The 11,376-nt window shown below is 43.6% G+C and carries 12 protein-coding genes and 1 tRNA gene; 10 read left to right on the top strand and 3 right to left on the bottom strand.

Annotated elements, in window-relative coordinates:
• Positions 1-942: 942 nt before the first annotated feature.
• The 3 genes from B5G00_RS15760 to B5G00_RS15750 form a co-directional block, all read right to left on the bottom strand.
• The gene (locus B5G00_RS15760) at positions 943-1,254 is read right to left on the bottom strand and encodes a hypothetical protein (RefSeq protein WP_087274453.1); all 312 of its coding nucleotides are present in this window, start codon (positions 1,252-1,254) and stop codon (positions 943-945) included.
• A 142-nt stretch (positions 1,255-1,396) separates the two neighbouring features.
• Positions 1,397-3,070: an alpha-glucosidase gene (locus B5G00_RS15755; RefSeq protein ID WP_087274451.1), complete on the bottom strand. Its 1,674-nt coding sequence runs from the start codon at positions 3,068-3,070 to the stop codon at positions 1,397-1,399.
• Positions 3,071-3,200: 130 nt separating this feature from the next.
• Positions 3,201-4,118 carry a helix-turn-helix domain-containing protein gene (locus B5G00_RS15750; protein WP_087274449.1) on the bottom strand — a complete coding sequence of 306 codons (918 nt, stop codon included), beginning with the start codon at positions 4,116-4,118 and terminating at the stop codon, positions 3,201-3,203.
• 125 nt (positions 4,119-4,243) lie between these two features.
• On the opposite strand from B5G00_RS15750, the gene B5G00_RS15745 reads away from it, so the two are divergent.
• The 10 genes from B5G00_RS15745 (at position 4,244) to rplI (ending at position 11,370) form a co-directional block, all read left to right on the top strand.
• Positions 4,244-4,317 (top strand) — tRNA-Met (locus B5G00_RS15745).
• A gap of 116 nt (positions 4,318-4,433) precedes the next feature.
• Positions 4,434-5,603, top strand: a complete 1,170-nt coding sequence (locus B5G00_RS15740) for a hypothetical protein (protein ID WP_087274447.1) — start codon at positions 4,434-4,436, stop codon at positions 5,601-5,603.
• A gap of 32 nt (positions 5,604-5,635) precedes the next feature.
• Complete coding sequence (srtB, locus tag B5G00_RS15735; RefSeq protein WP_087274445.1) at positions 5,636-6,418, top strand: class B sortase; 783 nt, start codon at positions 5,636-5,638, stop codon at positions 6,416-6,418.
• A gap of 42 nt (positions 6,419-6,460) precedes the next feature.
• Complete coding sequence (locus tag B5G00_RS15730) at positions 6,461-7,186, top strand: NAD-dependent protein deacylase (protein WP_087274443.1); 726 nt, start codon at positions 6,461-6,463, stop codon at positions 7,184-7,186.
• A gap of 13 nt (positions 7,187-7,199) precedes the next feature.
• Entirely contained in the window at positions 7,200-7,388 is a 189-nt protein-coding gene (locus B5G00_RS15725; RefSeq protein WP_087274441.1) for a DUF951 domain-containing protein, read from the top strand.
• A 138-nt stretch (positions 7,389-7,526) separates the two neighbouring features.
• On the top strand, positions 7,527-7,814 hold the full coding sequence (gene rpsF / locus B5G00_RS15720; protein WP_087274439.1) for a 30S ribosomal protein S6: 288 nt from the start codon (positions 7,527-7,529) through the stop codon (positions 7,812-7,814).
• Positions 7,815-7,894: 80 nt separating this feature from the next.
• Positions 7,895-8,350: a single-stranded DNA-binding protein gene (locus B5G00_RS15715; RefSeq protein WP_087274437.1), complete on the top strand. Its 456-nt coding sequence runs from the start codon at positions 7,895-7,897 to the stop codon at positions 8,348-8,350.
• Positions 8,351-8,381: 31 nt separating this feature from the next.
• The gene (gene rpsR / locus B5G00_RS15710) at positions 8,382-8,645 is read left to right on the top strand and encodes a 30S ribosomal protein S18 (RefSeq protein ID WP_087274435.1); all 264 of its coding nucleotides are present in this window, start codon (positions 8,382-8,384) and stop codon (positions 8,643-8,645) included.
• A gap of 236 nt (positions 8,646-8,881) precedes the next feature.
• A complete protein-coding gene (locus tag B5G00_RS15705) occupies positions 8,882-10,927 on the top strand; it encodes a DHH family phosphoesterase (protein ID WP_087274461.1) in 2,046 nt (681 codons plus the stop codon).
• Positions 10,924-11,370: a 50S ribosomal protein L9 gene (rplI, locus tag B5G00_RS15700; protein ID WP_087274433.1), complete on the top strand. Its 447-nt coding sequence runs from the start codon at positions 10,924-10,926 to the stop codon at positions 11,368-11,370. The genes B5G00_RS15705 and rplI overlap by 4 nt, the downstream gene beginning before the upstream one ends.
• Positions 11,371-11,376 lie beyond the last annotated feature (6 nt).

Below are 11,376 nucleotides of genomic sequence, written 5' to 3'. Positions count from 1 at the left end.
TGAAAAAGAAACGATTTGTGATCAGCATGAATCCGGAAGAGTTTTTGGAGCAGGTTTTGAATTTTTAAAAAGTCAATTTTTTTAAATGAGGGAGGAAAAAGATTCATGCGTACGTCGTGTTGTATCGGGGTGTTTGACTTGACAACCTCAGGGAAGGTGAGTATAATACACTTAACAAGAGAACCGTTGGTCAGCGCACATCTGACCGCCGGAAAGATAAGTCAAAAATAGCGCCTTACTTTGCCAGAGCAGGGGTGCTATTTTTTGTGGTTAGATATAGCCAAAACAAGAGTTATGACAGCACAAAGCATAATTACAAAAGTAAACATATCACTGTATGTAACCATAGCACCAGCCTCCTTTCCTGCGTCCGGCGGCTGACATAGCACCCCAACGGTTCCCTGATTAAAAATATTATTATTGAAAATCGAATGGGATATCCCCGATATGGATAAAGAACATGTGAAAGATATGATATAAGATTTTCTATGTGATTAGTTTAGTATTTGAAATGATGTAAGTCAAGTTAAAATTTGCTGAAAAAAGTCTGCCTCATTCAGCAAATCTTTCCTCAGAGCTGTATGAGACAGACTTTTTTATTTATCTCCGGATACCTGACTGTCAGGATCTTCCGGATCGTAATAATCTTTGATCATGGCCTCCCGGCCATTGATATTAATATTTTCCATATGGCAGAAACACCACCGGCCTGACTCAGGGGAATATTTGACGATGACCGGAATCCAGCTGTTCTTTACCCGAAAATATATATACTGGCCTGAGCTTAAATTGATTTTTTTGTGTTCTGCGTAATTGTCTAAAAAAATTTTATTGTCCCTATTAACATGTAATACTCCCATCATAATAATCACTTCCCTGTAAAGAAAATATAAAACACGAAAGGTATCATAGTTTCAAAACAGTTCAGAGACGATATATGTTTTATTCCTCCGTGGAACTGTCGGAATCCAGATCGTAGGAGCTGGAACTGTCAGAGTCCAGGCTATAAGAATCACTGCTGTCCTCTGAAGAATCCAGAGAAGTGTCTGAACTGCTGGAATCAGAGCTGCCGGAATCGGAAGCATCTGTGCTATCCGTACTGGAAGAATCGGTATCTTCAGAATCTGAACTGTAGGTGCTGGAAGAGTCCGAACTGCTGTCTTCTTCATCATTGCTGCAGGCGGTAAAGGCCGACACAGATAACATAGTCACACAAGCTAATGCCAGTAATTTTCCGTATTTTTTTGCTTTCATAGAAGTCTGCTCCTTTCACATTGCTGTAAAAACTTGATTTCCCTGTTGCTGTCATTCAGTCTAAGGGGAACCTGTGTTTTTTCTGTGACAACACTATGAGGATTCCGTGTAAATTCTGTGAAAAGGAAGCAGACTGGGAAAATTACAGTTCTATCACAATAGCCTGATAGCCTTTCAAATGTACTGCAGTCTTTTCTTCATTCATATCCAGGTCCTGGTAATTGTTCAGCAGAAGATTTTTGCAGGCGGAAGGAAGGACTGCAGTCTGAGGATCCTTCTGGAAGTTGCCGATCACCAGCAGATCTTTTTCTCCCTTTCTGTGATAAGCCATCAGATTGTGCTGGCCTTCCAGATAAGGAATGACAGTACCGTATACCAGAGTTTCTTTGTAAGCAGGATTTTTCCTGAGAGCGATGAGCTCCTTATAAAAGGACAGGACAGAATCCGGATCTTTTTCCTGAGCTTCTACATTAATAGAGGTATAGTTTGGATTTACCATGAGCCATGGGGTTCCTTTTGTAAATCCTGCATTTTTTTCGCTGTTCCATTGAACGGGAGTTCTGGCGTTGTCTCTGCTGTAAACAGAGATGACTTTCAGAGCCTCTTCAGGACTGAGGCCTGCATCCAGGCTGACCTGATACTGGTCTAAAGCACTGATATCATCTACTTTATCAATAGGAACCACGCCGAGATTTTCCATTCCGATTTCCTGTCCCTGGTAAATAAAAGGAAGACCTCTCATCAGGAAATACATAGCGGCCAGAAGTTTCTTGCTGGCGTCACAGACCTCGCCTTCCGGGATATAATAGCTGACTCCCCTGGGCTCGTCATGGTTTTCAATAATATTTGAGTAGAAACCTGTGTCTCCCATTTTCTTCTGAGATTCAAAATAACATTTTTTGTAATCATCTGGTGTGGGCCGCTTGCTGGCGTACCAGCCTCTGTCATCTTTTCCAAAGGAAGTAGTAGCAAAGTCAAAGATAGAGGAGAAGTAACCCTTGTCACCTACAAAATCAGGGAGTTCTCCGTCCTTGATATTGAATACTTCACCTACAGAAAATGCATCATGGGGCCCAAAAGTCCGTGTCTGCATTTCGCCCAGAAATTTACCAATCCCCTGGGCGTCTGCCAGCATTAGGGAAATATCAGAAAGACCGTCAGCCCTGTCAGAGGGATAGTCTTTATAAGGCAGAGCTTTTTTGATATTAATGATAGCATCGATACGGAATCCGCCAAGGCCTTTGTCCAGCCACCAATTGATATTTTTATATACCTCTTCTCTTACTGCCGGATTTTCCCAGTTCAGATCCGGCTGTTTTCTATGAAAAACATGCATGTACTGCTTGTCAGGGTGTCCCGGGAGTGGTTCCCACACGGGACCGCCGAAATAACTCCTCCAGTTGCAGGGGAGCTCTCCCTCTTTCCGGTCCTCGATATAGAAAAAATTGCCGTATTCTCCATATGGATCTGCACAGGCTTTTTCAAACCACTCGTGCTCATCGGAACAGTGGTTTACTACCAGGTCCATCAGAATATACATCTGACGTTTATGGGCCTCTCTGATCAGCTCGTCCATATCTTCCAAAGTGCCGAAAGCAGGGTCAATATTATAATAATCGGAAATGTCATATCCCTGGTCTGCAAAGGGGGAAGGGTAGATAGGAGAAATCCACAGGATATCCACGCCCAAGTCTTTTAAGTAATCTAATTTGCTGATGATTCCCTGCAGATCGCCGATTCCGTCTCCGTTAGAATCATAGAAACTTTTTGGGTAAATCTGATAGGCAACCTTGTCATGCCACCATTTCTTTTCCATTTTTTATAACCTCCGTGGTTTTTTTCTTCCAGGACTTTTCAACCAAGCTGGCCGTCCCTTGCTTCTGGTAACTCATTATAATGTGCAAAAACAAGAAGGTCTTACAAATATTTGATTAGAAACTACGATATTATGACTTTTCCAAAGAATAATGTTTTCGATACTGGAGGGGCGTAAAGCCTGTATGCTTTTTAAATTCCCGGAGAAAGTTCCCCAGATTATTAAAGCCGCAGTCCAGGCAGATCTCCATAATAGGGGCGTCAGTGGCCTGAAGGAGGGTGATCGCCTGTTTGATACGGTATTCATTAATATAGGTAACAGGTGATTTCCCCAGAGCTTTTTTAAAAAATCGGCAGAAGTACTGCTCATTCATATTAGCGTTTTCTGCCAGATTGTGGATGTATATTTTTTCCTGATAGTGGTTTCGTATAAATTCCAGGGAAGACTTGATGATGCGGACGCGGTAATCATCGGTTTTCTCCGGCTGGGTCAGGAGAGAAAACGAAGACAGGGTTCCCAGGATCTTCAGAAGTCCGGCCCGGATAAAAAGCTGGGAGGGAATGTCTTCAGTCACGGTTTCATATTCCACAGACAGAAAAAAACCAGTCTGGTGAAAAACATTCAGAATGTCCAGGTATTCCTTTTTGATCCTGGAAAAAGCCGGATGGGAGATGTCCAGAAAACGAGGGAGCTGGATTTCGCCTCTGGTGAGAGGCTGCATGAGCCGGGTCTGAGCCAGGTCATAATGTTCAAAATTCAATATACAGGGATGAAAGACAATGGCAGATTCAGTAGCAGGAGAAGAACATTCTACAGAATGGATCTCTCCGGGATTTACAAAGAAAAAACACTCCTGTTCAATAGGGAAGCTTTCCATATTGATAGTGACATTGAAAGTGCCCTTCATAAAATAAAGAATTTCTATTTCATCATGCCAGTGATGCTTTACGCCGTCCCAGGGAGTATTGTCAAAAACTTCATAAAGTCCGCAGGGGAATACAGAAGTTCCATGATCTTTCTGCTCTTTCAGTTTTGATGTCTGGTTCATAGTCTCCTCCTTTCATAGGATAAAGGATAACATAGATAATTTGAGGGAACAAGGAAAAATTGGATGAGGGTTGACAAAGCATTATCAGAGGACTATACTTATTAAAGAAGAGATAAATATATCGCCGCGGGGTGGAGCAGTCTGGAAGCTCGTTGGGCTCATAACCCAAAGGTCGTAGGTTCAAATCCTACTCCCGCTATTTGAAGAAAAGCCAGTGACAGTATTCAGGTCATTGGCTTTTTTTACTGAGATTTGAGTGTAGTTCTTGAAAGAAATATGGTAAAATGGGGATATCAGGGTGAAGGAGGGTGAGCGATGAAATATACCTGCAGCCTATGCGGCGGAAAACTGAAAGATGGTGTCTGTACAGAGTGCGGTATGGACAATCGGAAGTCCGATGAAATGTATCGGAATTGTTTAAACCGGTCAAAGTATGACCATACCTCTATGGGAACTATGAGCCATGTTCACACAGAGGAAGGAGCAGAGAACTATAAGCAGCCGGTACTGAACGAAAATAGGAATAAAAGTACCGGGAAAAGTAAAGGAGAAAACCCCAGGAAGAATTCGGCAGCGGACTGGAAAACAATGGCAGGAACTGCTTTGCCAAAAAAACAGGAAAGAAAAGGCGGATATAAGAGCACGGATTTAAAAAACATAAAGGGATTTTCTTCGGCTTCAGTCCAAAAGAAAAATCAGCCTTCCAAGCTTATTGCCTTGGCTATCCTTATAGCAGTAGTAATTTTAGTAATGCTGGGCTTGTCCATGGCCAGCTTTATTGGCCAGGCCACAGACAACGGGTCATCTGTGGTGAACTATGAATATGTAGAAGTACTGGAAGAGCTTCCTGCCCAGGGTGAACACTGGGACAATGAACTTCCGGCAGGCATGTACATGGTAGGAGTAGACATACCAGAGGGAGAATATGTTGTGTCAGGTCAGGATGGAAGCAGCTTTGAGGTTCATGACAGCACACATTCTATTTATTACCAGGAATCTTTTGGAACAGAGGAATATGAGATTGAACAGGCCGAAGGCGTTCCCTTATTTACAGGTGCCCTGGTCTGTGTAGATGGAATGAATCCAGTATCTTTTGCATCAGAGAATGCCCAGACACAGGCACTGGAATCCAGGATTTCGAATCCTCTTGCTGAGGCAGTGGATGCTACGGGGATTATGACAGCCGGAGTAGATTTCCCTGCGGGAACTTATGATATACAGCCTACAGGAGATAACTTCGGATACATTACATATGAGATTCCTTATGAAGACCCCTACAGTGAGGGTGGGCAGTCCTACTATTCCTTTGGAATCATGTTAGAGTGGGAACCGAGTGAGGAATATCCGGAATACTCCTCGGCATATAGGAATGTAGTCCTGCCGGAAGGGGCTATTGTAAATGCTGAAGATTATTCCTGCCAGTTAGTGCCCAGCAGCAGTATTATCTCAGAAGATTACCAAAGTTATTATGAAAATATGTATTAAAAACAGGGGATGGTCCTGAACGGGAGCGGAACATGAGCAAGACTAAGAAAAAAAGAAAGACAGCAGGTGACATTCTGCGATATATCATATTGATCATAGCTGCCTGCGTATTTGTGTTTTCAGCGGTACAGCTGGGAGGGATTTTTCTGGAATATCAAAAAGGAACCCAGGAGTATGACCGTATCCGGGAGTATGTACAGGAAGATACCAGTGACCAGGAGGGTACAGAAGGAGAACAGGCAGAACAGCCGGTGCCTCCCACTGTGGACTGGGAGAGCCTGAAAGGGATAAATCCTGATATCATCGCATGGATTCAGATTGAAGGTACGGAAATCAGCTATCCGGTGGTACAGGGAACAGACAATGATTACTATCTCCATCATACCTTTGAAGGAAACTATAATTCTGCAGGTTCTATCTTCATTGAGTATACTAACAGCAGTGACTTCCAGGACTGCAACACTATTATCTATGGACATAATATGAGGAACGGCTCCATGTTCGGCCTTCTCAGAAAATATTTCCAGAGTCAGGAATCTCTTCCAGGCCATTATGTCTGGATATGCACTCCGGATAAGAATTATCGGTATGAGATTTTTTCCAGCCATGTAGTAGATGCAGCCGGAGAAGTATATACTCTGTTTTCAGGACCGGACCAGCAGTTTGAACAGTATCTGGCAAATATGAAAGCCCAGTCTCTGGTAGACTTTGGAGTAGAAGTGACAAAGGAAGACAAGATTATTACGCTCTCTACCTGCACAGGAAATGACGCCACCCGTTTTGTAGTACAGGCAAAAAGAGAAGGAGAGTATTAGACGTAAAACAGGGAGAAAGATTTCAGACCAGGAGGGATGAGCATGAGAGATGAAGCAGTGGAAAGACTGCAGAAAATGATTTCTGAAAGTGAAAATATTGTGTTTTTCGGTGGAGCCGGTGTTTCCACAGAAAGTGGGATACCAGATTTTCGGAGTGTAGACGGCTTGTACCATCAGCAGTGGGATTATCCTCCTGAGGTGATTTTGAGCCATAGTTTCTTTATGAAAAATCCGGAAGAATTTTATCGTTTTTACAGGACAAAAATGCTTTGTGAAGCCCAGCCCAATGAAGCCCATAAAAAACTGGCTGCGTTGGAAAGAGTGGGAAAGCTGAAGGCGGTTGTTACCCAGAATATTGATAATCTCCATCAGATGGCAGGAAGCAGAAAGGTTCTGGAACTTCACGGAAGTGTTTACAGAAACCATTGCATGAAATGCGGGGAATCTTATGATATTGAGTATATAAAGAGTACCCAGGGAGTGCCCAGATGTGAAAAGTGCGGAGGGATCATCAAACCAGATGTGGTCCTTTATGAAGAAGCTCTGGATTCTGATGTGCTCCAGGAATCTGTCAGGGCGATTTCCCAGGCGGAAATATTGATCATCGGTGGAACTTCGCTGTCCGTATATCCGGCAGCTTCTCTTATTGATTATTTCAGAGGAGACCATCTGGTAGTCATAAACAGAGATCCAACACCCCGGGATAATATGGCTGAACTTCTGATCAGCCAGCCCATAGGGGAAGTTTTTGCACAGATACAGGAGTGATGAGGAAAAGAATATGAAATTTGATTATGAAGTAGGGGATATTGTCAGATTAAAAAAACAGCATCCCTGTGGAAGCAGTGAATGGGAGATTCTGAGAGTGGGAGCGGATTTCAGGCTGAAATGCATGGGCTGTGGTCATCAGATCATGATCGCCAGGAAAGCCGTGGAAAAAAGTGCCAGAGAATTGAAAAAAAAGGCTTGAATATCCTTTGGTTTTATGTTAGAATAAGCAACCGTGATATATTATTTTAGGACAGAATAGTGTTTCCCGACACGTTCTGCAATCCTTGTTCCCTGACCTGATCAGGGGGCCAAAAGACCAAAAGGAGGTACAACAAGCATGAACAAATACGAATTAGCATTAGTCGTTAATGCAAAGCTGGAAGATGAAGCTCGTGCGGCAGTAGTAGAAAAAGCAAAAGGCTATATCACCCGCTACAACGGAAACATCACAGAAGTTGAAGAATGGGGCAAGAAAAGATTAGCTTACGAGATCCAGAAAATGCGCGAGGGATATTACTACTTCATCCAGTTTGAGGCTGACGCTACAGCACCTGCTGAAATCGAGCGTCATGTCCGCATTATGGATAATGTATTAAGATATTTAGTTGTGAAAAAAGAGGCGTAATCCGCAGACCGCATATCAGAATCCATTTAAAATTACTGATTCTGAATAACGTATGTTTAAGTATTATATGAGGTGATGATATGAATAAAGTAATTTTAATGGGTCGTTTAACAAGAGATCCTGAGGTGAGATATTCCGCAGGAGACAACGCAACAGCAGTTGCAAGATATACGCTGGCTGTTGACCGTCGTTTTAAAAGAGACGGAGAGGCTACGGCTGATTTTATCGGCTGTGTAGCTTTTGGAAGACAGGCAGAGTTTGCAGAAAAATATTTCCGTCAGGGAATCAAGATCCTGGTAACAGGACGTATCCAGACCGGCAGCTATACTAACCGTGATGGAAACAAAGTCTATACCACAGATGTGGTAGTGGAGGAGCAGGAATTTGCAGAGAGCAAGGCTGTAAGCGACAGCCATGTGGGACGTGCACCCGCAGGAGCGCCGACACCTTATGAAGCACCTTCTCCCAGTGCCGCGTCAGCAGATGGGTTTATGAACATTCCTGATGGAATTGACGAGGAGCTGCCCTTCAGCTAAGAGCGGCCAATATTGATAGGAGGTAAAGACCATGGCTTACGAAAAAGGTAATAGACCAGATTCTCCAATGAAGAGAAGAGGAGGACGCAGAAGAAAAAAAGTTTGTGTATTCTGCGGACAGGAAAACAACGAGATCAGCTACAAGGATGCAAATAAATTAAAAAGATACGTTTCTGAGAGAGGAAAAATCCTTCCCAGAAGAATCACAGGAAACTGTGCAAAGCATCAGAGAGCTCTGACTGTAGAAATCAAGAGAGCAAGACATATGGCTATCATGCCTTATGTACAGGACTAATTAAAAATGCGAGGCGTGCTGCTTGAGCAGCGCGCCTTATTTTTATCCTATAGGAAAGTCCTCTGGACTGCCCTATAGGATAAAAAAGTCTTCCCGGGGTGATGCACACGCGGCAGGGGAGTATTCCACAGGTAAATTAAAAGTTGTGCTGTTATTAAAATAATGGTATAATATATCAGAATATCTATTAATGGAGGACTGTTAAATCGCATTTTAATATGCATGCAGGTGAAGTTATGGACGGAAAAATAAAGATTAAAGGTCAGCTGAAATTTTACATGCAGTGGCCTATGATACTGACGGTTTTGCTGGTGTTCATGGACATTCTGGTGTTTACAGTTGACAGGAAAGCCGGAGGACTGGTAAGCATTTTTGTTGCGGCATATGTTTTAATTGTGGTTTTTCTGTATTTTCACAGCAGAGCAGTCATTATGAACGAATTGATCTCCTTCGCCACCCAATATGGGCAAGTTCAGAAAACCTTGCTGAAGGAATTCATCGTACCCTATGCACTGTTGGATTATAATGGAAAAATCCTGTGGATGAATGACGCTTTTGCGGCCCTTTCAGGAAAAAATCGGAGGTACCGGAAGTCAGTGACCAATCTGTTTCCGGAGCTGACCAAGGACAAACTGCCTACAGAGCGGGAGGCAGAGGTGACTTTCCAGTATGAAGAAAAAGATTACCGGGCAGTTATGCGGCCTATATCTATTCAGCGTCTGCTGGAGGAATCCGGACTGGTAGAGCCTGAGGGAAATAATGATCTTACTGCCCTGTATCTCTTTGATGAGACAGAGCTGAATCAGTATATCCGCCAGAAAGAAGATGAAAAGCTGGTTACAGGCCTTCTGTATCTGGACAATTACGAAGAAGCCCTTAACAGTGTGGAAGAAGTAAGGCGTTCTCTTCTGGTAGCTTTAATCGAGAGAAAGCTGAACAAATATTTCGGCGAGGTGGATGGGCTGATCAAAAAGCTGGAAAAAGACAAGTTTATTCTTGTAATGCGTCAGCGCTCTCTGGAAGAGTTAAAGAAAAAACGGTTTAATATCCTGGAGGATGTAAAGACTGTCAATATAGGAAATGACATGGCGGTGACCATCAGCATCGGTATTGGCATTAACGCCCCCAGTTACTCCCAGAATTACGAATATGCCCGTATTGCCATTGACCTGGCTCTGGGGCGCGGCGGTGACCAGGTGGTGATCAAGGACCGGGATCAGATGACTTATTTCGGTGGTAAATCTCAGCAGATGGGCAAGAGCACCCGTGTAAAGGCCCGTGTAAAAGCCCATGCCCTCCGAGAATTTATGGTGAGCAAGGATAAGGTAGTGGTTATGGGACATAAGATCCCTGATGTGGATTCCATAGGTGCCGGCATTGGTATTTACCGGGCAGCTAAGTCCTTGAATAAGAAAACCCACATCGTTGTAAATAATCCTACTATGTCTGTGCGTCCCATCATTCAGACTTTCAAGGATAATCCGGATTATGATGAAAATATGTTCATCAGCAGCGATGAGGCCAGAGATATTGTAGATGACAATACAGTAGTGGTGGTGGTAGACACCAATAAGCCCAGCTACACAGAGTGTGAAGACCTTCTCCACATGAGCAAGACCATTGTAGTCCTTGACCATCACAGACAGGGAAGTGAAGTGATCCAGAATGCAGTGCTTTCTTATATTGAGCCCTACGCTTCCTCAGCCTGCGAGATGGTTGCGGAAATCCTTCAGTATTTCTCGGATGACATACGGATTTACAACATAGAGGCAGACGCCCTGTATTCAGGAATTATTATTGACACCAACAATTTTACTTCCAAAACAGGCGTGCGTACTTTTGAAGCTGCTGCCTTTCTGAGAAGATGCGGCGCCGATGTAACCAGAGTAAGGAAGATGTTCCGGGATGACCTTCAGTCTTACCGGGCAAAGGCAGAGGCTATCCGCCATGTAGAAACCTACAAGGGATGTTTTGCCATAGCTGTCTGCCCTACAGAGGGCGTGGACAGTCCTACAGTTGTCGCTTCACAGGCGGCCAATGAACTGCTGAACATCGACAGTGTGAAAGCAACTTTTGTTCTGACAGATTATCAGAATAAGATTTTTATCAGTGCCAGGGCCATTGATGAGATAAACGTACAGCTTGTCATGGAACGGATGGGCGGAGGCGGCCATATCAATATGGCAGGCGCTCAGCTTCCGGGAGCTACAGTGGAAGAAGCAATCGCTCAGTTAAAAGAGACTCTTGACCAGATGATTCACGAAGGAGACATAGAGATATGAAAGTAATTTTAATCGAAGATGTAAAGTCCCATGGAAAAAAGGGGGACATTGTAAATGTAAGCGACGGCTATGCCAGAAACATGCTGTTTCCAAAAAAACTGGCAGTGGAGGCAACACCGAAGAACATTAATGAACTGAAACTCCAGAAAGCCCACGAAGAGAAGGTGGCAAAAGAAAATCTGGAGGCTGCCAAAGCCTTTAAAACAGAGCTGGAGACAAAAGAAGTAACGGTAAGTATTAAAGTAGGCGAGAATGGCAGGACCTTTGGCTCTGTGTCTACAAAAGAAATCGCAGAAGCCGCTAAGGAACAGCTGGGCTACGATATTGATAAAAAGAAAATGCAGCTTCCGTCTCCGATCAAGGAACTGGGAACTACCATGGTACCTGTAAAGCTCCATCCTAAAGTAACTGCACAGTTAAAAGTAGTTGTCAGAGAAGCTTAATGGGCG

Origin of the sequence: Blautia sp. An46 (assembly GCF_002161645.1) — a bacterium.
GTDB lineage: Bacteria > Bacillota > Clostridia > Lachnospirales > Lachnospiraceae > Blautia > Blautia ornithocaccae.
Note: the sequence above shows the minus strand (reverse complement) of the source record. Positions and strands in the feature narration are given on the sequence as shown.

What these genes read in the sequence shown, in the direction of transcription:
- B5G00_RS15740 (WP_087274447.1), top strand. Translation starts at nt 4,434, where the DNA reads ATGAAATATACCTGCAGCCTATGCGGCGGAAAACTGAAAGATGGTGTC.
- B5G00_RS15755 (WP_087274451.1), bottom strand. Translation starts at nt 3,070, where the DNA reads ATGGAAAAGAAATGGTGGCATGACAAGGTTGCCTATCAGATTTACCCA.
- B5G00_RS15725 (WP_087274441.1), top strand. Translation starts at nt 7,200, where the DNA reads ATGAAATTTGATTATGAAGTAGGGGATATTGTCAGATTAAAAAAACAG.
- rpsF (WP_087274439.1), top strand. Translation starts at nt 7,527, where the DNA reads ATGAACAAATACGAATTAGCATTAGTCGTTAATGCAAAGCTGGAAGAT.
- B5G00_RS15730 (WP_087274443.1), top strand. Translation starts at nt 6,461, where the DNA reads ATGAGAGATGAAGCAGTGGAAAGACTGCAGAAAATGATTTCTGAAAGT.
- srtB (WP_087274445.1), top strand. Translation starts at nt 5,636, where the DNA reads ATGAGCAAGACTAAGAAAAAAAGAAAGACAGCAGGTGACATTCTGCGA.
- B5G00_RS15750 (WP_087274449.1), bottom strand. Translation starts at nt 4,118, where the DNA reads ATGAACCAGACATCAAAACTGAAAGAGCAGAAAGATCATGGAACTTCT.
- B5G00_RS15705 (WP_087274461.1), top strand. Translation starts at nt 8,882, where the DNA reads ATGGACGGAAAAATAAAGATTAAAGGTCAGCTGAAATTTTACATGCAG.
- rplI (WP_087274433.1), top strand. Translation starts at nt 10,924, where the DNA reads ATGAAAGTAATTTTAATCGAAGATGTAAAGTCCCATGGAAAAAAGGGG.
- rpsR (WP_087274435.1), top strand. Translation starts at nt 8,382, where the DNA reads ATGGCTTACGAAAAAGGTAATAGACCAGATTCTCCAATGAAGAGAAGA.
- B5G00_RS15715 (WP_087274437.1), top strand. Translation starts at nt 7,895, where the DNA reads ATGAATAAAGTAATTTTAATGGGTCGTTTAACAAGAGATCCTGAGGTG.
- B5G00_RS15760 (WP_087274453.1), bottom strand. Translation starts at nt 1,254, where the DNA reads ATGAAAGCAAAAAAATACGGAAAATTACTGGCATTAGCTTGTGTGACT.